The sequence below is a fragment of the Marinobacter lipolyticus SM19 genome (assembly GCF_000397065.2).
Classification (GTDB): domain Bacteria; phylum Pseudomonadota; class Gammaproteobacteria; order Pseudomonadales; family Oleiphilaceae; genus Marinobacter; species Marinobacter lipolyticus.
On record NZ_KE007328.1, the window covers coordinates 147863 to 168074 of the forward strand.

Annotated in this window: 21 protein-coding genes; 9 read left to right on the plus strand and 12 right to left on the minus strand. The window is 57.2% G+C overall.

The genetic code is table 11. The features are described from left to right. Positions 1–6: 6 nt before the first annotated feature. A complete protein-coding gene (locus MARLIPOL_RS16670) occupies positions 7–792 on the plus strand; it encodes a DUF3108 domain-containing protein (RefSeq protein WP_012139483.1) in 786 nt (261 codons plus the stop codon). On the opposite strand, the gene MARLIPOL_RS16675 is transcribed toward MARLIPOL_RS16670, so the two are convergent. From MARLIPOL_RS16675 to apbC, 4 genes are all read right to left on the minus strand, one after another. Then, positions 789–2060 carry a valine--pyruvate transaminase gene (locus tag MARLIPOL_RS16675; RefSeq protein WP_012139484.1) on the minus strand — a complete coding sequence of 424 codons (1272 nt, stop codon included), beginning with the start codon at positions 2058–2060 and terminating at the stop codon, positions 789–791. The two genes, MARLIPOL_RS16670 and MARLIPOL_RS16675, sit on opposite strands and share 4 nt — an antisense overlap. 65 nt (positions 2061–2125) lie before the next feature. After that, complete coding sequence (locus tag MARLIPOL_RS16680; protein ID WP_012139485.1) at positions 2126–2725, minus strand: YjaG family protein; 600 nt, start codon at positions 2723–2725, stop codon at positions 2126–2128. A 40-nt stretch (positions 2726–2765) separates the two neighbouring features. Continuing rightward, positions 2766–3332: a dCTP deaminase gene (gene dcd, locus MARLIPOL_RS16685; protein WP_012139486.1), complete on the minus strand. Its 567-nt coding sequence runs from the start codon at positions 3330–3332 to the stop codon at positions 2766–2768. Positions 3333–3575: 243 nt separating this feature from the next. Further along, positions 3576–4676, minus strand: coding sequence for an iron-sulfur cluster carrier protein ApbC (apbC, locus tag MARLIPOL_RS16690; protein WP_012139487.1), 1101 nt, complete (start codon positions 4674–4676; stop codon positions 3576–3578). Positions 4677–4865: 189 nt separating this feature from the next. Between apbC and metG the strand changes: the two genes are divergently transcribed. The 8 genes from metG to nth are packed head-to-tail and all read left to right on the plus strand — an operon-like array spanning position 4866 to position 13087. Next, complete coding sequence (gene metG / locus MARLIPOL_RS16695) at positions 4866–6899, plus strand: methionine--tRNA ligase (RefSeq protein WP_012139488.1); 2034 nt, start codon at positions 4866–4868, stop codon at positions 6897–6899. 37 nt (positions 6900–6936) lie between these two features. Next, a complete protein-coding gene (gene rsxA, locus MARLIPOL_RS16700; protein ID WP_012139489.1) occupies positions 6937–7518 on the plus strand; it encodes an electron transport complex subunit RsxA in 582 nt (193 codons plus the stop codon). A gap of 28 nt (positions 7519–7546) precedes the next feature. Beyond that, complete coding sequence (gene rsxB / locus MARLIPOL_RS16705) at positions 7547–8125, plus strand: electron transport complex subunit RsxB (RefSeq protein WP_012139490.1); 579 nt, start codon at positions 7547–7549, stop codon at positions 8123–8125. Next, positions 8125–9948, plus strand: a complete 1824-nt coding sequence (gene rsxC / locus MARLIPOL_RS16710; RefSeq protein ID WP_012139491.1) for an electron transport complex subunit RsxC — start codon at positions 8125–8127, stop codon at positions 9946–9948. Before rsxB ends, rsxC begins: the two co-directional genes overlap by 1 nt. A gap of 22 nt (positions 9949–9970) precedes the next feature. Continuing rightward, positions 9971–11023, plus strand: coding sequence for an electron transport complex subunit RsxD (rsxD, locus tag MARLIPOL_RS16715; protein ID WP_036192236.1), 1053 nt, complete (start codon positions 9971–9973; stop codon positions 11021–11023). Positions 11024–11026: 3 nt separating this feature from the next. Beyond that, the gene (rsxG, locus tag MARLIPOL_RS16720; protein ID WP_012139494.1) at positions 11027–11728 is read left to right on the plus strand and encodes an electron transport complex subunit RsxG; all 702 of its coding nucleotides are present in this window, start codon (positions 11027–11029) and stop codon (positions 11726–11728) included. Positions 11729–11730: 2 nt separating this feature from the next. Continuing rightward, a complete protein-coding gene (locus MARLIPOL_RS16725) occupies positions 11731–12447 on the plus strand; it encodes an electron transport complex subunit E (RefSeq protein ID WP_012139495.1) in 717 nt (238 codons plus the stop codon). A gap of 1 nt (position 12448) precedes the next feature. Then, positions 12449–13087: an endonuclease III gene (nth, locus tag MARLIPOL_RS16730; RefSeq protein WP_012139496.1), complete on the plus strand. Its 639-nt coding sequence runs from the start codon at positions 12449–12451 to the stop codon at positions 13085–13087. A gap of 67 nt (positions 13088–13154) precedes the next feature. Here nth and MARLIPOL_RS16735 read toward each other — a convergent pair whose 3' ends face one another. The 8 genes from MARLIPOL_RS16735 to ispF form a co-directional block, all read right to left on the minus strand. Next, the gene (locus MARLIPOL_RS16735) at positions 13155–13730 is read right to left on the minus strand and encodes a chalcone isomerase family protein (protein ID WP_012139497.1); all 576 of its coding nucleotides are present in this window, start codon (positions 13728–13730) and stop codon (positions 13155–13157) included. 207 nt (positions 13731–13937) lie between these two features. Then, positions 13938–14936 carry an RNA polymerase sigma factor RpoS gene (gene rpoS, locus MARLIPOL_RS16740; RefSeq protein ID WP_012139498.1) on the minus strand — a complete coding sequence of 333 codons (999 nt, stop codon included), beginning with the start codon at positions 14934–14936 and terminating at the stop codon, positions 13938–13940. A 191-nt stretch (positions 14937–15127) separates the two neighbouring features. After that, entirely contained in the window at positions 15128–15916 is a 789-nt protein-coding gene (locus MARLIPOL_RS18940; protein WP_036192300.1) for a peptidoglycan DD-metalloendopeptidase family protein, read from the minus strand. 289 nt (positions 15917–16205) lie between these two features. Then, positions 16206–17090, minus strand: a complete 885-nt coding sequence (locus tag MARLIPOL_RS16745) for a DUF368 domain-containing protein (protein WP_082446222.1) — start codon at positions 17088–17090, stop codon at positions 16206–16208. 53 nt (positions 17091–17143) lie between these two features. Continuing rightward, the gene (locus MARLIPOL_RS16750) at positions 17144–17800 is read right to left on the minus strand and encodes a protein-L-isoaspartate(D-aspartate) O-methyltransferase (protein WP_036192241.1); all 657 of its coding nucleotides are present in this window, start codon (positions 17798–17800) and stop codon (positions 17144–17146) included. Further along, a complete protein-coding gene (surE, locus tag MARLIPOL_RS16755) occupies positions 17800–18564 on the minus strand; it encodes a 5'/3'-nucleotidase SurE (RefSeq protein WP_012139502.1) in 765 nt (254 codons plus the stop codon). The genes MARLIPOL_RS16750 and surE overlap by 1 nt, the downstream gene beginning before the upstream one ends. Positions 18565–18633: 69 nt before the next feature. Then, a complete protein-coding gene (gene truD, locus MARLIPOL_RS16760; protein WP_012139503.1) occupies positions 18634–19734 on the minus strand; it encodes a tRNA pseudouridine(13) synthase TruD in 1101 nt (366 codons plus the stop codon). Further along, entirely contained in the window at positions 19731–20210 is a 480-nt protein-coding gene (ispF, locus tag MARLIPOL_RS16765; RefSeq protein ID WP_012139504.1) for a 2-C-methyl-D-erythritol 2,4-cyclodiphosphate synthase, read from the minus strand. Before ispF ends, truD begins: the two co-directional genes overlap by 4 nt. Between the last annotated feature and the right edge of the window lie 2 nt (positions 20211–20212).

Genomic DNA, 20212 nt, shown 5'->3' on the forward strand with positions numbered 1-20212 from the left:
TGAACCATGACTGTACCCCTCCGGGTCAGATTTCCAGCTGTCGTTATTACCTGGATTGCCCTGACGTTTTTAGCCACCCCGGCTTTAACAGAGGAGGTGCAGGACCATGCCAGTGAACCACAGCAGCAAACCCGGACCCCGGAACCCGAATACCCTCCCCTGCTGCCACTAAAGGCCAGCTACAGCGCTTCCATGAACAAAGGCATCGCCCTGAACGGCACCGCCAGCAGGCGCCTTATCAAAAGGGACGACGGCACCTGGCTCTATCGAACCGATGTCGATTCCTTTATTGCAGATATCAGGGAATCCCTGATCCTTCGCTGGGAGAACAATCGGGTTGTACCGCTCAGGTATCGTTACAAACTCTCGGGTTTTCTGATTCGGGATCGCGAGGTGGCGATTGACTTTGAGTGGAGCAAGGGCGTTGCAACCGGTCATCACGAGGGTGACCGGTTCTCCCTGAAGCTTGAAGAGGGCGCCCTGGATCCGATGGGTTATCAACTTCAGCTTCACCAGGACATACGCGCAGGTAAGCGGGAGATGGTGTATCGCGTGATCGACGAGGGTGACTACGATACCGATCGTTTTGCGGTAATTGATGAAGAGATACTGAATACCGATCAGGGCAGGATCGCTACCGTCAAGGCAGAGAAAGTCCGCGACGACGGCAAGCGCCAGACCCTGATGTGGTTCGCCCCCGAACAGGAATACCTGTTGATTCGACTATTGCAGGTTGAACCGGATGGCAGCCGCTACGAAATCACCATTGATGAGGCGGAAATCCGTCGCTAGCCTTGCCGCTCGCCCCACACCGCTTTGACCTCATCGGCAATAATGCGCAAACCTTCGGCTACCCGTTCATCGTCCTGGGAGTAGGTCACCCGCAGACACTCGTGTCGGTGCTTCCAGCTCTCATCCGCTAACCCCGGGAAGAAGTAATGACCGGAGACCACCAACACGCCCCGGGCCTTGAGACGCTGGTATAGCTCCAGGCTACTGATTGGCAAATCCGGGAACCACAACCACAGGAACATCGCCCCCTCCGGCTTGTGGATATACCAGTGGCAACTGTCCTCGCCCATGGCATCCTGGAACACGGCTACCGCCCTCTCCATCTTGGCCTTATAGAACGGGCACACCACATCGCGGCTCAGAGACAGGATCTCGCCAGAACGTACCAGGGGCTCCGCCAGCATGGCGCCGAAGCTACCGGTGGCCAGGTTCATGATGGCATTGATTCCGGAAAGCGCCTTGATCACCGGCTCAGCGGCTATAACAATCCCGGTGCGGGCCGCTGGCAAACCAAGCTTGGACAAGCTCAGACAAAGAATAATCTGCTCATTCCAGGTCGGTGTCGCATCCACGAACAAAAGGTTTGGGAACGGAGTGCCATAAGCCCCATCGACGATCAGCGGCACGTCGTGCTGGCGAGCCATCTGCTCCAGCCTGGCCAGCTCCTCATCAGTGATGACGTTTCCTGTCGGGTTTGTGGGCCTGGATACACAGATAGCACCGGTTTCCCCGGTCACCTCGACTGCATCAAAATCCACCCGATATTTGAACTCATGGGCATCGGTAAACGAAATATCCGGCTGCACGGCATGGAACAGGCCCGGCTCGATGCCGGCGTCCGCGTAGCCGATGTATTCCGGCGCCAGCGGCAGCAGGATGTGTTTTTTGAGGCCGTCCCCGTAATCTCCGCCGAACATGTTGAAGAGCATGAAGAAGGCAGCCTGGCTGCCATTGGTGAGCGCAATGTTCTCGGGCTTGAGCCCCCAGCCATACTCGCGATTGAGCAATTCTGCCAGCGAGGCGATGAACTGCTTTTCGCCCTGGGGTGGATCGTAGATTCCCACCAGGCGACGCATGTCCGCCGGTGTCTGACAGATATCCGCCAGTATTTCCTGAACCCGCTGCTGGATCTCGGGAATATGCCCCGGGTTACCTCCCCCCATCATGATCATATCGTCGCCAGAGGCTAGCGCATTACCCAGGTCATCCATCAATGAGGTGATGCCGGCATCGGCAGTAAATTTCCGGCCAAAAGCTGAAAGTTTCATGAGGCTTCCCAAATTCAACAGGGGGTTACGGATTCAGTGTAGGACAGGAGCGGGGCAACCGCAGGCTAGTCTCCGAGGGAGACGCCCAGGTTGCTCACGCCGTCGTTGGCGGCTTGCTGGCGCAATCGCTCGACAAACTGACTGGTAGGTGTGCGTTGTCGCTTGAGGTCAAGCACCAGGTCCCGCTGGAACGCTTTGTCTTCCTTCATGAGTGGGTGCTGGTCAAGTAGCCTGACGAGTTCGTCCTCGTCGAGATCTTCACCCTCGGACATTTCCACGAAGTTCATGACGGTTGCGGTGGCAATCCCGGAGGCTTCGGTTGCCCGGTGCTTACCCGGATTGAGCCTGTTGAGCAACGCCTGTTCCAGCAACTGGCAAAAATCAAACGCCGGATAGACGCCGTAGGCATCATAGGCATTCACGTCCGGGGACAGGGCTTCCAGCTTCGCCAGCAATTGTGGGATCGCCGCTTCCGAGGCATCCTTTTGCAGCATGTCCCAGGCCAGGTCCATGAGTTGGCGCATTTTGGCACCGGTTTTCAGCTCAACCGCGTCCGCAAACAGGGCGTAATTGGGAAAGGAGCGTTCCGCCAGTGCCAGCAGGAAGGCACATTCCCGCCAGCCCTGGAGTTGTGAAACCGCTTTGAGAAACTGATTGGCGTTCAAGTCAGCCTCCAGTATTGCTCAGGAAATCGGCTGGATTTCCTCATGTCTTGGGCAACGTTACGCCGGTCTGGCCAAGGTATTTGCCGCCCCGATCCTTGTAGCTGGTTTCGCAGATTTCGTCGGACTCGAAGAACAGCATCTGGGCCACACCTTCGTTGGCGTAGATTTTAGCCGGCAGGTTGGTGGTGTTGGAGAATTCCAGGGTTACCTGCCCTTCCCACTCGGGTTCCAGCGGGGTGACGTTGACGATGATGCCACAGCGCGCGTAGGTGGATTTGCCCAGGCAGATGGTGAGTACGCTGCGGGGAATGCGGAAGTACTCTACGGTCCGCGCCAGTGCGAAGGAGTTTGGCGGGATGATGCAGACGTCACCGGTGTAGTTCACGAAGCTGTTGTCGTCGAAGTTTTTGGGGTCGACGGTGGCCGAGTGGACGTTGGTGAAGATTTTGAATTCGTTGCTGCAGCGTACGTCGTAGCCGTAGCTGGAGGTGCCGTAGGAGATGACACGGCCTTTTTCGGTTTCACGGACCTGGCCGGCCTCGAAGGGCTCGATCATGCCGTGTTCTGCGGACATCCGGCGAATCCACTTATCGGATTTGATGCTCATGGGTGACGGTCTCGTTTTCGCTGGGAAAAATTGAGGCGTAGTTTACCTGTTCGGTTGAAGTCTGTCGAAGCTTCATCCTTCTGGGACTTGGAGGGCTTCGGGGGCAGGAAGGGCGGTCCAAAAACCGCTACAAGCACTTCCCTGTGCGCTTCTCTCCGGCCGTCCATGGCCTCCGAGATTTTTGGACCGCCCTTCCTGCCCCCTCGATCAAACTGCTTAGCGAGCCATCCGGATTCTGCGAATTTAGTGTTCCGTCACCGATACGCTGGAAATTGACCCGCTCAGGTTCCGCTCTCTGGTAGACAGCTCTGCCCCAACCCGACGTGCAATATCCCGGTAACGTCGGGCAACTTCCGAGTCCGGTTCGGCGACCACGGACGGGGTGCCGCCGTCAGTCTGTTCGCGGATAGTCATGTGCAGAGGCAACTGGCCAAGGAGCGTTGTGTCGTATTCCTCAGCGATACGTTCACCGCCGCCGTGGCCGAAGAGAGGTTCTTCGTGGCCGCAGTTACTGCAGATGTGGACGCTCATGTTTTCCACTACGCCCAGCACCGGGATGTCGACTTTGCGGAACATTTCGATGCCTTTCTTGCCGTCCAGCAACGCGATGTCCTGCGGGGTGGTGACGATGACGGCGCCGGTGACCGGAACTTTCTGGGCCAGGGTGAGCTGGATGTCGCCGGTGCCCGGGGGCATGTCGACGATGAGGTAGTCGAGTTCGTTCCACAGGGTCTGTTGCAGCAGTTGCATGACGGCCCCGCTGACCATGGGGCCGCGCCAGACCATGGGGGTTTTCTCAGTGACGACGAAGGCCATGGAGTTGGCCTGCAGGCCGTGGGCTTCCATGGGGACGAAGTATTTGTTTTCGCGGGTGTCGGGGCGTTTGCCTTCGGGCACGCCGAGCATCATACCGATGCTGGGGCCGTAGATGTCGGCGTCGAGGATGCCGACTCTGGCGCCTTCGGCCTGCAGGGCCAGGGCGAGGTTGACGGCGGTGGTGGATTTGCCGACGCCACCCTTGCCAGAGGCCACGGCGATGATGTTTTTCACGCCGGGCACTGAGGGCAGGTCTTTCTGGACTTTGTAGGAGTGGATTTTCTGGCCAACGTGAACGTCCGCACTTTCCACGCCATCAACATCTTCCAGGGCGTGGGTGACCAGTTGTTTCAGCGCGCCAGCAATGCCTTTTGACGGGTAGGGCAGTTCCACCATGAGGGTTACCTTGCCGCTGTCGTCGGCGGTCAGGGACTTGACGGCGCCTAGGTCATATAGGTCCTGGTTGCGGTATGGGTCACGGTACTCGCGAACCGCCGCTTGCAGGGCCTGTTCAGAAATCTGGGTCATCGGGTTCTCCGGAATAAGCTCATGCTCTATTTTAAGCACGGAAACAGGTGTTTCGGATGAAAAATATCTGTCCGGAAGGTATCATCTGTGCCCGTTTCTGGCCATACAGAGTCTTTACCCGGATCAAGGGGTATCTCTGTTTCACTGATTAACGCCAAATCCTTATTCATTAAAGGTTCGGATACCAACATGACGCAAGCGAGTTCAAAGCAACAGCGCGATATTCTGGTCACCAGCGCCCTGCCTTATGCCAATGGTCCCATTCACCTGGGTCATCTGCTGGAATACATTCAGACCGACATCTGGGTGCGTTACCAGAACATGCGAGGCCAGAACTGCTACTACGTTTGCGCCGATGATGCCCACGGTACCGCGATCATGCTGCGTGCCGAGCGTGAGGGCATTACTTCCGAACAGCTGATCGATCGCATCCGTGACGAGCATCAGCAGGATTTCAGCGGTTTTCATATCCGCTTTGACAACTATTACACCACGCATTCCGAGGAAAACCGCCAGTTCTCGGAATACATATACCGGCAATTGCAGGAAAACGGGCATATTGCGACCCGCAAGATTACCCAGTCCTATGACCCGGAAAAGAACATGTTTCTGGCGGACCGGTTTATCAAGGGCACTTGCCCGAAATGCAAGACCGAGGACCAGTACGGGGACAACTGCGAAGCCTGCGGTGCTACTTATACGCCGGCTGAGTTGATTAATCCGCGTTCTGCGGTGTCGGGCGCCACTCCGATTGAGAAGGAATCCGAGCACTATTTCTTCAAACTGCCGGACTTTGCCGATTTCCTGGCGAAGTGGACCCGTAGCGGTACCCTTCAGCCGCAGGTGGCCAACAAGCTGGCCGAGTGGCTGGACGCGGGGCTGCAGGAGTGGGACATCAGTCGTGATGCACCCTACTTCGGATTCGAGATTCCGGACGCTCCGGGCAAGTATTTCTATGTCTGGCTGGATGCGCCGATAGGATACCTGGCCAGTTTCAAAAACCTGTGCAACCGGGAAGGTATCGATTTCGAGCATTTCTGGAAGGCCGATTCCACCGCCGAGGTGTACCACTTCATCGGCAAGGACATCATCAACTTCCACGCGCTGTTCTGGCCATCCATGCTGCACGATGCCGGTTTCCGCACGCCAACAGCGGTCTGGGCCCACGGGTTTGTCACCGTTAACGGTAAGAAGATGTCCAAATCCCGGGGCACGTTCATCATGGCCCGCACCTACCTGGACCACCTGAATCCGGAATACCTGCGTTATTACTTCGCCGCCAAGCTCACCAGTGGCGTGGATGACATGGACCTGAACCTGGAAGACTTCGCATCGCGGGTGAATTCGGACCTGGTCGGCAAGGTGGTCAATATCGCCAGCCGCAGTGCCGGCTTCATTACCAAGCGCTTCGACGGCCAGCTTGGCAAGGTCACCGAGCACGACAAGCTGAAAGAGTTCATCGATGCCGGCAATGACATTGCCGACTTTTATGAGGCCCGCGAGTTCGGCCGTGCTATGCGTCGCATCATGGAGCTGGCGGATATCGCCAACCAGTACGTGAACGACGAACAGCCGTGGGTGATTGCCAAGCAGGAAGGCCAGGACGAGAAGCTTCAGGCCATCTGCACCAACGCCATCAATATGTTCCATCTGTTGATGACCTATCTGGCCCCGGTACTTCCGGAAACGGCTAAAGCCTCCGAGGCGTTCCTGAATGCGCGCCTCGACTGGAATAACCGCGGCGAGCGTCTGGAAAACCACGGTATCAACAAATTCAAGCCGCTGATGAACCGCGTGGATATGGCGCAGATCGAAAAAATGCTGGACGCGTCCAAGGAAGAAATGCCCGCAGCGACCGCGAAACCTGCCGAGACCGCCAATCTCGAACCGGTCGCCGAGGAGATAGAATTCGGAGACTTTGCGAAAGTGGATCTTCGGGTCGCAAAAATTGTCAAAGCGGAACATGTGGAAGGTGCCGACAAACTGCTGCGTCTGACACTGGATATCGGGCATGGTGACCGGAACGTATTTGCAGGCATCAAATCCGCCTACAAGCCCGAGGAACTGGAAGGCCGTCTGACAGTTATGGTTGCCAACCTGAAGCCACGTAAGATGAAGTTCGGAATGTCCGAGGGCATGGTTCTGGCAGCCGGTCCCGGCGGCAAGGACATCTTTATCCTGTCACCGGACTCCGGGGCCACCCCGGGCATGCGGATCATGTAAGGCACCTGCATAAGGGCAGTGTGATGGAGCAAAGCGAATGACCGAGTATTTGCTGATTCTGGTCAGCACCATTCTGGTGAACAACTTTGTACTGGTTCAGTTCCTGGGGCTGTGCCCGTTCATGGGGGTGTCCGGCAAGCTGGAGACCGCCATGGGCATGTCCCTGGCCACCACGTTTGTGCTGACCCTTGCGTCCGTATGCAGCTATCTGGCGTACACCTACCTGCTGGAACCCCTGAACCTCGCATTCCTGAAAACCATCACGTTTATCCTGGTGATCGCGGTGGTGGTTCAGTTCACCGAAATGGTAGTACGCAAGACAAGCCCCCTGCTCTATCGGGTTCTGGGTATTTTCCTGCCGCTGATCACCACTAACTGCGCGGTGCTCGGTGTGGCGCTGCTTAACCTGAACAAGAACAACAACTTCGTGGAATCTGTCCTGTATGGTTTTGGCGCGGCCGCCGGCTTCTCGCTGGTCCTGGTGCTGTTTGCCGCCATGCGTGAGCGCATTGCCGTGGCCGATGTTCCCGTGGCTTTCCGTGGCGCCGCCATTGGTATGGTGACGGCGGGGCTGATGTCATTGGCATTCCTGGGCTTTACCGGCCTCGTCGGCGTTTGACGGGGTAAGGTTTAAGGGTATCGATTTTATGTGGACGAGCATCCTCATCGCTGTTGTTGTTCTGCTGGCCCTGGCTGTGGTGTTCGGCGGCTTGCTGGGCTTCGCCGCTGAGCGCTTCCGGGTGGAAGGCAATCCCCTGGTCGAACAGATCGACTCTCTACTACCACAGACCCAGTGTGGTCAGTGTGGCTACCCTGGCTGCCGCCCCTATGCGGAGTCCATTGCCGAGGGCGGTCCCATCAATAAATGCCCACCGGGCGGTGAAGGTACGATTAAATCCCTGGCCGACCTGCTGGATGTGGAGCCCGAGCCCCTGGACGCTGAGCACGGTGTCGAGCAGGAGAAACGGGTGGCCGTCATTCGCGAGGATGAGTGTATTGGCTGTACCAAGTGCATTCAGGCCTGCCCTGTTGACGCCATTCTGGGTTCCGCCAAGCACATGCACACGGTGATCGAAAGCGAATGCACCGGCTGTGACCTGTGCGTGGATCCCTGCCCGGTCGACTGCATCGACATGATCACCATCGAACCGGACATCCGGGCCTGGACCTGGAATCCGCCAAAGACCGACATCATTGCCACCGATCGCCAGGGGGCCAGTGCCTGATGACACAACTCTGGGATTTCGCCGGCGGTATTCACCCGGCAGAACACAAGCATCAGTCAACCAGTCGCCCCATCCGTCAGTCCGGACTTCCGGAGCGGCTGATACTGCCCCTGCAACAACACATTGGCGCGCCTGCCGAGGCCATTGTGATCGAAGGCGAGCGCGTCCTTAAAGGCCAACGAATTGCCGAGGTAACCAACGGCATGGGTGTTCCCGTGCACGCACCAACCTCCGGCACCATTGAGTCCATCGCCCGCTTGCCGGTTCCCCATCCCTCCGGCATGGACGACTGGTGCATTACCCTCATTCCCGACGGTGAGGACCAATGGTGCCAGCGCCATCCGATAGCGGACTATCGCCAAATGGAGCGGGACGAGGTGTTGGACACCATTCGCATGGCCGGCATCTCCGGCATGGGCGGTGCGGGCTTCCCCACCAATATCAAACTGAGACCGCCCAGGGACCGTAAGGTCAGCACACTGATCCTCAACGGCGCAGAGTGTGAGCCCTACATCACCGCCGATGACATGACCATGCGCGAACGATCGGATGAGATCATCTCCGGCCTGAAGATCATGGCGTGGATTCTGCGCCCCGAGCGCTGCGTCATTGCGATTGAAGACAACAAGCCGGAAGCGGCCGCAGCCATGAAGAAAGCGGCCGAGGGCACACAGATCGAAGTGGTTGTGGTGCCGACGAAGTACCCGTCCGGCGGCGAAAAGCAGCTGATCCGGATCCTTACCGGCATGGAGGTGCCCAGTGGTGGTATACCGGCGGATATCGGTGTTATGTGCCAGAACGTGGGAACCGCCATTGCTGTGGCGCGGGCTATCCTTGAGGGCGAACCGCTGATCAGGCGCGTGGTCACCATTACCGGCGAGGCCGTCGCCGAACCCGGAAACTTCGAAGCACTCCTGGGCACCCCGATCCACTATCTGCTGAGCCAGGCCGGGCTGCAGGAGACACAACTCCACCGGCTAGTCCTCGGCGGCCCAATGATGGGGTATACGCTGAACACCCCGGATATACCGGTGGTCAAGACCAGCAACTGTGTGATCGCCGCCACTGCGCAAGAGCTACCCGACCCGGAACCGGAACAGGCCTGTATCCGTTGTGGTCAGTGCGCCGAAGCCTGTCCCATGGAATTGTTACCGCAACAACTGTTCTGGTACGCCAAAGCTGGTGAATTTGAAAAAGCAGAACACCTGAATCTGTTCGACTGCATCGAGTGCGGGGCCTGTTCCTATGTGTGTCCCAGCTCTATTCCTCTGGTGCAGTACTACCGCTATGCCAAGGGTGAAGTCCGGATTCAGCAGGCCGAGCAATTGAAAGCCGATCGCGCCCGGGAACGCTTTGAGGCGCGCCAGGCCCGTCTGGAACGTGAGCAGCAGGAGAAGGAGCTGCGCCGCAAAGAACGCGCCAAGGCTGCAGCGGAAGCTCAGGCAAAGAAGAAGGCCGAAGCGGAACAAGCCGCTGCCAAAGGCGAAGCAGTTGATGAAAAGGCCGCCAAGGCGGCTCTGGTCCAGGAAGCATTGGCTCGAAAGAAAGCCGGTGCAGCAACTGCCCCCGAAACTCAGACCACCGACGCGGAGAACTCATCTCCGGCACCGGACATTCCTGCTCTGGAAAAACAGTTGACCCAGGCGAAATCCAAGCTGGACACCATGCAATCGATGCTTGAGGACGCCAAGGCCCAACAGGCCGACAACGTCGATAAGCTTGAGCGCGCGGTTGCCAAGAACCATGAACGGGTAAAACGGGCGGAAGAAGCCCTGGCCGAGGCCAGGGCGGACACAACCCCGGCTACCCAATCCACCGAATAACGGACATCAGGGCCAAGTCTTCATGGCATTAGCACAACAGTCTTCTCCCCATGCCCGCAAAGCCCGGTCAACCTCCCGGCTCATGCTCTGGGTGATTCTGGCCACCGTGCCCGGCCTGCTGGCACAGACAATCTTCTTCGGCTGGGGCAACCTGATCAATGTGGTGTGGTGTATTGTTATCGCCCTTGCGGCGGAAGCCGCCATGCTGTCGATTCGCAAGAAGCCACTGGCGTTTTTCCTCAAGGACAATACCGCCGCCGTCACCGGTCTGTTGCTGGGACTGTCGCTGCCCCAGTTTGTGCCCTTGTGGGTCTCGGCCATTGCCGTGATCGCGGCCATCGTCATGGCCAAACAGCTCTATGGTGGGCTCGGCTCCAATACGTTCAATCCGGCCATGGTGGGTTACGCACTGGTGCTGATCTCCTTTCCCGTGGCGATGACAACCAACTGGGCCCAGCCCGGCCTGCTCTGGGAGTCCGCCCCAGGCTTTGGTGAAACCCTCAACCTGCTGGCGTCCGGTCAGCAGACTGTGGTGGATGGCTATACCATGGCCACCCCCCTGGACGAGTACAAACACAAGATCGCCACCCACACCGCTGCGGAAGTACTGGAGCACCCCACTTTCGGTGAGGGCATCGCCCGCGGCTGGGAGTGGGTTAACGCAGCATTCCTGCTGGGCGGCCTGGTACTGATCGGCCTCAAGATCATTACCTGGCACATTCCCGTCAGTATGTTGGCCGCCATTGCCGTGATGAGTCTTGCTTTTGGCAGCAACCCCGACCAGTACGCACCGGTCACCCTGCATATGCTGGCTGGCGGGACCATGCTCGGTGCTTTCTTTATTGCCACTGACCCGGTATCCGCCGCCACCAGTCATCAGGGCAAGCTCATTTACGGGGCTGCTATCGGCGTGCTCATATACGTCATCCGCAGCTGGGGGAATTATCCCGACGCGGTTGCTTTCAGCGTACTCCTGATGAACTTCGCTGTACCCTTTATCGATCACTACACGCCGCCACGCACTTATGGTCACCACAAGGCCCGGCGCGGCGTGCCCGGCAAGACCCAGGGGTAATCCATGGCCGCCATTGCACAGTCCGTCCGTCGCAGCGCCATTGGCCTTGGCCTTTTCGCTGTCATCACCGGTGGCACCATTGCTGTCACTCAGGTTCTGACCGCTGATCGCATTGCCGAACAGGCCGCCCGCGCCGAAGCCAGGGCCCTGTTCGAAATCATTCCCGAGAGCCGTCATGACAACGACCTGCTCAGGGATACCGTGCAACTGCCGGCAAGCGATCGCCTGCCCCAATCCGGCCCGGTAACGGCCTGGGTCGCACGATCCAACGGGCAACCGGTCGGAGTGATTCTTCCTGCCGTCGCTCCCGACGGCTATTCCGGAGATATCCGCCTGCTGGTCGGCATCGACCTTGATGGCAACGTCCTTGGTGTACGGGTGACAAGCCACAAGGAAACCCCGGGCCTTGGCGACCGCATCGAAACCAAGAAGTCCGACTGGATCTATTCCTTCGAAGGGCGCAACCTCAGGGACCCGCTTCCCAGGCGCTGGAACGTAAAGAAAAACGGCGGAGTGTTTGACCAGTTTACCGGTGCCACCATCACCCCCAGGGCCGTGGTCAAGGCCGTTCAGAAGACACTGATCTACTTTCGCCAGAACCGGCAGGAACTGCGTAAGATTCTCAATGAACCTCCGCAAAAGCGGAGCACGCCCATCATTCCCGACGCCGTGGCTGGCCAACATCAAGACGCGGAGCATTCCTGATCATGGCAACCAAGACCAACTCGGAAATCGTTCGTGAGGGCCTCTGGACCAACAACCCCGCCCTGGTTCAGGTGCTCGGTTTGTGCCCGTTGCTGGCGGTCACCAGCACCGTGGTTAACGCCATCGGACTGGGACTGGCAACCCTCATGGTATTGATGGGGTCAAACCTGGCCGTGTCGCTGATCCGGAATTTCGTCAGCGAGTCCGTACGCCTGCCCGCATTCGTGATGATCATCGCTTCCTTCGTCACCTGTGCCGAGTTGTTGATGCAGGCTTTCACCTATGAGCTGTACCAGATTCTCGGCATTTTCATCCCACTGATCGTCACCAACTGTGCCATCCTGGGCCGTGCCGATGCTTTCGCCTCCAAGAACGGCCCGGTCCCGGCGTTGCTGGACGGTGTGATGATGGGGCTGGGCTTCCTTGCCGTGTTGATTGTCCTCGGCGCCATGCGGGAACTGATTGGCCAGGGCACCTTGTTTACTGATATGGACTTGCTACTCGGCCCCATCGCGGCGGATTGGGGCATGCGCCCCCTGGAAAACTATCCGGATATGCTGTTCATGGTACTGCCACCGGGTGCGTTCGTCGGGCTGGGCCTGTTGATTGCCCTCAAGAACAGCATCGATAATCAGCTCAAGGAACGTCGTAGCGCCAAAGTAACCGAGCCGGTTGCCAGTGGTAGCAAGCGGGTACGGGTCACAGGGCAGGTATCCTGATATGAACCGTGAAAAGCGCATTGAGATTTTCACCCGGTTGCGGGACAACAACCCCAATCCCACGACCGAGCTGAACTACTCGACTCCATTTGAGTTATTGATCGCTGTGATACTGTCTGCCCAGGCTACCGATGTCGGGGTCAACAAGGCCACGGACAAACTGTATCCGGTTGCCAATACACCCGCCTCCATATTCGCCCTGGGTGTGGACGGCCTGAAGGAATACATCAAGACCATCGGCCTGTTTAACAGCAAGGCGGAGAATGTCATCAAGACCTGCCAACTGTTGCTGGAAAAGCATGGGGGCGAGGTGCCCGATAATCGTGAGGATCTTGAAGCCCTGCCCGGCGTTGGCCGGAAAACGGCGAATGTAGTGCTCAATACCGCGTTCGGCCAGCCCGCCATGGCTGTGGATACTCACATTTTCCGGGTATCCAACCGAACCGGTATCGCCCCCGGGAAAAACGTTCTGGAAGTGGAGAAGCGTTTAATGCGCCTGGTACCCAGGGAGTTCCTTCTGGATGCCCACCACTGGCTGATTCTTCACGGCCGTTACGTCTGCACCGCGAGAAAACCCAGATGCGGGGCCTGCCCTATTGAGGACCTGTGCGAATTCAAACAGAAGCGGGATTACCAATAGCGGGACTGAGATTGCGGGGTCGGGTAGCCGCCAGGACAACTCGCCCGGCGGCTGATACCGGGACGAGTTATCGCTGCCCCAGCATACTGGCTTTCAGTTCCTTCTGGGCAGGCTGGTCAGACAACCAGATGCCGAACAGAGCCTTCTTGAACTCGAAATCACCCACAGTGTCCCTGACTTCGCCATTCTTGAGAACACGTACCCCCTCCGACGGGAGATAAACGAGATCAAAGACATCACCCTCCTTGATCTCTTCCTCGAAGACAGACATAAACTGGTCAACATCATCCTGGATTGCCGACAGGTCACCACCAGTCGCGTTTTCAAAGCCTTCCAGGGTGGCTTCCGTCATACGCTCGCTGGTAATCATGTCCGATATAATGTGGAGCGTAATAGCCTGTGGTTCATCAGCATTAATAACCGCCTGGCCATCTTCGATGCTTTCCGGCACATAAAGCCCCCCCACGTACAGATCCATGAACCACTTGGAGCGGGTGCCTGCTCCGTTGAGCTTAAGCTCGGTATCCATGGCGGTATAGGTATCCGGAACATCCACGCCTTCCACCGTAAGGGCCGACACGGGAGCCGACAGCGCGGCAGACAGTGCCAATGAGACAAAACCTGTTGATAGAGCCTTCTTCATCATCCTTTCCTTTTCAGTCGTCATTATTGAGTTATTTTATTTTTATGCCGGGTTTCGACTGCCTATCCCTGCCCGGAAGATCATTCTAACAGGGTAGTTAAGGGACATTGCGCAACCTGGTTCTCATTTGAGGGCGTACTGAAACAGAAAAGCCGACCATTTTCCATGGCCGGCTTTCGGGGATGATAAAGCTCTATTGGTTAGTGGTTACATGAAAAGCAATGAGCCAGAAAGGCCTTCCTTCTCCAGAATCTCACGGAGACGACGCAGGGCCTCGACCTGGATCTGACGCACGCGTTCGCGGGTCAGCCCGATCTCCTGGCCAACTTCCTCCAGAGTACTGACCGGATAGCCACGCAAGCCAAAGCGACGGGAAAGCACCTCCTGTTGCTTCTCACTGAGCTGATCAATCCACTTCTCGACACAGGAACACATATTGTTGTCCTGCAGGAGATCAGCAGGATCCGAAGCACCTTCATCAGCCACGGTATCCAGCAGGGATTTCTCGCCACCAGCCCCAATAGGCGTATCCATCGAGGCCACCCGCTCATTCAGACCGAGCATGCGCTTTACGTCATCCACGGGTTTGTCGACCATGCGGGCAATTTCTTCCGCTGACGGTTCGTGATCCAGCTTCTGGGTGAGCTCACGGGCTGCACGCAGGTACAGATTGAGCTCTTTGACGACGTGAATGGGCAATCGGATGGTGCGGGTCTGATTCATGATGGCCCGCTCAATAGTCTGGCGAATCCACCATGTTGCGTAAGTAGAGAATCTGAACCCCCGCTCGGGATCAAACTTTTCCACCGCACGGATCAGGCCAAGGTTGCCCTCTTCAATCAGATCCAGCAGGGTCAGTCCGCGGTTGACGTACCTACGGGCTATTTTAACAACCAACCGAAGATTACTTTCAATCATGCGTTTACGACCGGACTCTTCACCCTTGCGGGCCAGCCTGGCGAAATACACTTCTTCTTCGGGAGTAAGTAGTGGAGAGAAGCCAATCTCGTTCAGATACAACTGGGTTGCATCAAGTTGTTTTTGGCTCGTGAAGTATCGGCCCTGGGCCGGAATACCTTCTGTAACTTCTGCCACTTCCGTGTCAGAGGATTCCTTTTCGACCTTATCTTCCGCCAGAAGCTGATCTTCAGCCTCTTCAACGTCACTCACACGGTCGATGATGAGTTCTTCTTGATCTGCTGACATATCTTTGCCCCGCCTCTCAATAATCCTGGTTGTCCGCCCACGACTTTTTATTATTGTGAGCACCTGCTGTATTCGCGTTTTTGTTCAGGACATTTAGCTATTGGCTGGCTACTACTGTAACCATTATTTTTGTTCTTTGCTGTCGGCTTTCTTGTCAGTACCGGGACGTCTGTATCTGGCAGGATACCCGGTCAGCGTGGCGGTAAGTAATGACTTGGGTCAACCGGATTGCCATTCTTCCGAATCTCGAAGTGCAATTTGGGTCGATCCGCTCCGCTACTACCAAGCTCTGCAATTACCTGCCCGGCTTTTACATCCTCCCCTTCCTGCACCAGAATTTTCCGGTTATGGGCGTAAGCACTCAAGTAGTGCTCATTATGGTTCACAATAATCAGATTACCGTATCCAAGCAATCCACTACCGGCGTAGACCACATTACCACCCGCGGCTGCCCTTACAGGATCTCCCGGATTTCCAGCAATATCAACACCTTTATTGACTTTCCCGGATGTCGAATAACCTGCAATTACGGTGCCAACGTGCGGCCAACGCCAACTGACATTCGATACCGTTTGCGTCTGACTGTTCAACGGCGACGTCCGATTCGGCTCTCTGGAAACCGTTGGCCGGGGTTCAGGTTTCGGGGTTGGTGCCTTACTAACCTGCCTCGACTGCGGCTTCGCCGATGGCGGCTTGGTACGCCCCTTATTCTGAGCCGATGATGTGACAGTTCCGCGAAGGTCCAGACGCAAAACCTGGCCGGCTCTCAAATGCCACGGTGCAGATATGCCATTCGCATTGCCCAGCTCACGGTAATCCCGACCGTACCGCCAGGCTATGCTATAAAGTGTTTCCCCGGGTTTTACCACATGCCGCCCCCAGTAAACCGGAGGATTGTAGCGGTCGTCCTGGTAAATCGCGTTGGTATTGCAGCCACTGATCAGTGGAGGCAAAAAGAGAAGAGCCAGAAGTAAAGGCAGCCAGGAGACAGAGCGAACGGATTTTTCAGACCATAAGGATACCCGGGTACCGGAGGGGAACCGCAGAAATGTCGCCAAATAAGCCTTGGGGAACCCAGGTAAACATCTCACAGGTATAAAAATCGCCCCGTTATAAAAAATCCGTATTAAAAATACGGCAGTTTCTAAAGTTCTTGGAGTAACCCGCTAATATATTGCACATTTTATATTCAATGCCAAGTTACTCCCTCGCCATATCTGTTACCGGGAGAAACACCGGCGGTAACTGAAAAGTAACAATCCCGGGGACTTATACTCTGTTTCGACGTCCCATCCACTCCACCAGCAACACTACAGCAAAGCCCAGAACAGCGACGCTTATCGCCATGACCCATTGGGAATCCAGCCCGGTCAGTTCGGTGTAATAGCCGGGAGTGACACTGACCTCGTTGAGGGGAACCTGCTCACCGGAACTGTTGGTACGCCAGCTCAGAGTTTCCTTCCAGGGCCATACCTTATTGAGCGCACCGATCATAAAGCCGGTCAGCAACGCCAGAACGGCATCATGAAACCGATGAAATGCCCAGGTGATCAACCGCGCGATGGACATCAGTCCGATCATACAACCCAGGGCAAACAGTAGCAGGGAACCCGCTTCGATGTTTCGGATTGCATCCAATACCGGCGAGTACATACCAATGATCACCAATATGAAGCTTCCGGAGATACCTGGAAGGATCATCGCACAGATTGCCAGCGCTCCTGCTCCCAGGAACACCAGGCCAGAAGGGTCCACCTGCCCCGCCGGCAACGTGGTCACCCACCAGGCAAACGCGATACCCGCAAGCAAGGGCATTGACAGAGTCGGCGACAGCTCACGCACCTGTCGTCCAACGTGCCAGACCGACGCGACAATCAATCCGAAGAAGAAGCTCCAGATCAGGATGGGGTACGCCTCCAGGCCATAGCTGATGATGGAGGCCAACGTCGCTATGCTGGCCAGGATTCCGATCAGCAAGCTGATCAGGAATGTGCCATCACACCGGAACCAGAATCCTTTCAGGTCGCCACGAAACAAGTGATGTATAACAGCCCCCGGGACTGCATTGATCGCCTCCAGTAACCGGAAATAGATGCCGGTAATGAACGCAATGGTGCCGCCGGACACCCCCGGGACGATGTCCGCGGCTCCCATGGCGATGCCCCGGAGAAACACGGCAAACGGATGATGCTGACGAAGATCCTCCGTCACCGGACAACCCCACCCAGCAAGGGCACAAAGTTCACCGCTTCAATTTCAGTGGTTTCAAAGCTGTCGCCGTATCGCACCATTTTCACCAGTGTCTGTTCCTCTTCTCCAACCGGCGCAACGATTACCCCACCATCAGCCAACTGAGCTTGGAGTTCACGGGGAATATCCTTGGGGGCCGCCGTCAGCATAATGCCATCGAACGGGCCCTTGTCTGGCCACCCCATACCGCCGTCAGCGTGCTTAAGCAGAGTGTTACGCAGTTCCAGCTGACGCAGCCGTTCCCGCGCACGATCCTGCAATGGCTTGATTCGTTCCACACTGAAAACCAGATCCACCAGCCGCGCGAGAATCGCAGTCTGATAGCCGGACCCGGTTCCCAACTCCAGCACGCGCGAGGGCGCATGCTGCATCAGGATTTCCGTCATCCTCGCGACAATGTAGGGCTGGGAAAGCGTCTGGTTGTATCCAATAGGCAGGGATGTATCCTCGTAAGCGCGGTGTGAGAGCGCCTCATCCAGAAAGATATGGCGCGGTACATCCGCCATCACATCCAGTACACGCTGGTCATTGATGCCCGCATCCCTGAGGCGCTGAATCAGGCGCATTCGGGTCCGGCGAGAGGTCATGCCAATGCCCTGAAGTTCTGCAACCATCAATGCCCCTCCCCCGACGTCATATCATCAACCCACTCCCGGAGAGAAGACAACGCTTCATGACGAGTCATGTCGACATGGACTGGAGTAATGGAAACGTAACCTTCACTAACCGCATGAAAGTCAGTGCCTGGTCCGGCATCACTGCCCTGCCCCGCAGCACCAATCCAATACCGTTCCTTGCCACGGGGACAGGTCATGGGTACAGCGCCCTCGGCCCGGTCACGGTGACCCAGCCGGGTCACACGGAACCCGGCAATGTCTTCCCATGGCACGTCCGGCACGTTGACGTTCAGGATACATCGGGGGCCCAGCGCCAGGGTTTTCTTGCCTTCAAGGAGAAGACGAACCACCCTGGCGGCAGTGTCATAGTGGAAATGACCATCGTTGACGAGGGAAACCGCAATGGCCGGCAAACCCAGGTTGCGCCCTTCAGTCGCCGCAGCCACAGTACCGGAATAGATGATGTCATCGCCCAGATTGGCATGGGTGTTAATACCGGACACGACCCGATCAAACGGCTCGCTGAACAGGCCATTCACCGCCAGATGGACGCAATCCGTGGGCGTTCCGTCTACAGAACGGAAACCGTTCGGATGCTGCTCCACCGTCAGGGGGCGGTTCAGTGTCAGGGCGTTGCTGGCCCCACTGTGATCCCTGTCGGGAGCAACCACCTCCAGCTCGCCGAGGCCTTCCAGCCCGTCGTAGAGAGCCTGCAGGCCCGGTGAATGAACACCGTCATCATTGGATAACAGTATGCGCACAATTTTCTCCGCTAGCCTTTACGCACCGGGTCATCACACCTGAAAGCACAGGTTGTCCGCCCGGACACTTTATTGTTCGGGGTCTTTTGCCCCTTCATGCAATTCAAAAATATCTGCCAGGAGTGTGGTGGCGTATTGCCCCGGCGCGAGCCAGAAACTGACCGAAAGATTGTCATCTTCCAACCACTGCCAATGCAGCTGCTCCGGTATGGCAATCAGGGGACGGCGCTCCGGCTTCATCCTGGTGACCGAAAACAACGCTTCCAGCCCGGGGGTTTCGGCAACCACTTCGCGCTCGAAGGCCCCCTGCTCCGATACCGCTTCGGTACCTCCGTCTCCCCATAGGGGGCCTGTTGTAACCGGTTCCGAATCGGGGCTAAATCCCGGCTCCCCATCCAGGACTTTTCGCCAGTTGCCAACCGCTACCCGACGGCCAAGCACCTCGTTGAACAGCCATGACCGGGCTGCAGAAAAGTACAATACGTTTTTACTGTCCTGACTGCCAGACCCCGAACGCCCACCCCCTCGCTTTTTACCGCCTTTTCGGCCGCCACGATTGAGTTTCGATGGGTCGATGGTCAGGGCGCGATCAAGATTGGCGCCGCCATGGCCGAACCGCTGGGGACCAAAATAATTCGGGGCGCCCAACGTGCTCAGCTCATGCAATGCTTCATCAATGTCAGCTGCGGTGCCGGCCACCCTGCGAAGGGTAATCTCGAAGCGATTGCCCCGGTGGTCTCCACGGCGGAGTTTACGGGCAGAGCGGGTCCACGCCAGAACCGGCCAGCGATCCACCACCCGCGAGATGAAGACTTCATCGTCCGCTTCCAACCCCGGGCGATAGATACTGAACCACTGACGGGTCACAGCGTGACGGTCCTTGAGACCACAGAAGCCCACATCGAAATGGCGACAGGCCGACAACAACGCCAACTGGCGGGCGACATATTCGGTATTGTCACCGGTCTTTTCCAGAAACAGGCAGAGATGCTCGCCACCGGTGGTGTCTTCTCCCGACGAGCCCTCAGCGGGAAACCCGGGCAACCCCAGATCTTCAAAAACCCGAAAATCCTCGGGGCTACTCTTCAACTCGGCTCGGGCAACCCGATGCCCCCGTGACGTTGGCCAATCCAGTGTCCAGCTGCCGGTGTCCCCTGTATTTTTACTCACGAGGTCACCGACTCCAGCAGGCAAATCGCCTGACAGGCAATGCCCTCACCTCGCCCGGTAAAGCCCAGTCTTTCGGAGGTGGTTGCTTTCACACTGACCCGGTTGGCAGGTATGTCTAGGTCATCGGCAATATTCAATCGCATGGCTTCCACGTGCGGCGCCATCTTGGGCGCCTGGGCGATGAGAGTGGTGTCCACGTTCACCACGGAAAAACCTTCCTCGGCGACCCGATTCATGACGCGACGCAGCAAATCCCGACTATCGGCTCCGGCCCATTCATCACTGGTATCGGGAAACAGATGCCCGATATCACCGAGCGCCACTGCTCCCAGGAGCGCATCCGCCAGCGCGTGCAGAAGCACGTCGCCGTCAGAATGGGCTTTCAGGCCGTGACTGTGAGGAATCCGGACACCACCAAGAGTAACAAAGCTGCCTTCGCAGAAGGCATGGACATCAAAGCCCTGACCAATACGCATAG

Excerpts from the sequence above, each read along its gene's own strand:
- MARLIPOL_RS16670 (WP_012139483.1), top strand. The coding sequence starts at position 7 with ATGACTGTACCCCTCCGGGTCAGATTTCCAGCTGTCGTTATTACCTGG.
- MARLIPOL_RS16675 (WP_012139484.1), bottom strand. The coding sequence starts at position 2,060 with ATGAAACTTTCAGCTTTTGGCCGGAAATTTACTGCCGATGCCGGCATC.
- dcd (WP_012139486.1), bottom strand. The coding sequence starts at position 3,332 with ATGAGCATCAAATCCGATAAGTGGATTCGCCGGATGTCCGCAGAACAC.
- apbC (WP_012139487.1), bottom strand. The coding sequence starts at position 4,676 with ATGACCCAGATTTCTGAACAGGCCCTGCAAGCGGCGGTTCGCGAGTAC.
- metG (WP_012139488.1), top strand. The coding sequence starts at position 4,866 with ATGACGCAAGCGAGTTCAAAGCAACAGCGCGATATTCTGGTCACCAGC.
- rsxA (WP_012139489.1), top strand. The coding sequence starts at position 6,937 with ATGACCGAGTATTTGCTGATTCTGGTCAGCACCATTCTGGTGAACAAC.
- rsxB (WP_012139490.1), top strand. The coding sequence starts at position 7,547 with ATGTGGACGAGCATCCTCATCGCTGTTGTTGTTCTGCTGGCCCTGGCT.
- rsxC (WP_012139491.1), top strand. The coding sequence starts at position 8,125 with ATGACACAACTCTGGGATTTCGCCGGCGGTATTCACCCGGCAGAACAC.
- rsxD (WP_036192236.1), top strand. The coding sequence starts at position 9,971 with ATGGCATTAGCACAACAGTCTTCTCCCCATGCCCGCAAAGCCCGGTCA.
- rsxG (WP_012139494.1), top strand. The coding sequence starts at position 11,027 with ATGGCCGCCATTGCACAGTCCGTCCGTCGCAGCGCCATTGGCCTTGGC.
- MARLIPOL_RS16725 (WP_012139495.1), top strand. The coding sequence starts at position 11,731 with ATGGCAACCAAGACCAACTCGGAAATCGTTCGTGAGGGCCTCTGGACC.
- nth (WP_012139496.1), top strand. The coding sequence starts at position 12,449 with ATGAACCGTGAAAAGCGCATTGAGATTTTCACCCGGTTGCGGGACAAC.
- MARLIPOL_RS16735 (WP_012139497.1), bottom strand. The coding sequence starts at position 13,730 with ATGAAGAAGGCTCTATCAACAGGTTTTGTCTCATTGGCACTGTCTGCC.
- rpoS (WP_012139498.1), bottom strand. The coding sequence starts at position 14,936 with ATGTCAGCAGATCAAGAAGAACTCATCATCGACCGTGTGAGTGACGTT.
- MARLIPOL_RS16745 (WP_082446222.1), bottom strand. The coding sequence starts at position 17,090 with ATGGGAGCCGCGGACATCGTCCCGGGGGTGTCCGGCGGCACCATTGCG.
- MARLIPOL_RS16750 (WP_036192241.1), bottom strand. The coding sequence starts at position 17,800 with ATGGTTGCAGAACTTCAGGGCATTGGCATGACCTCTCGCCGGACCCGA.
- ispF (WP_012139504.1), bottom strand. The coding sequence starts at position 20,210 with ATGCGTATTGGTCAGGGCTTTGATGTCCATGCCTTCTGCGAAGGCAGC.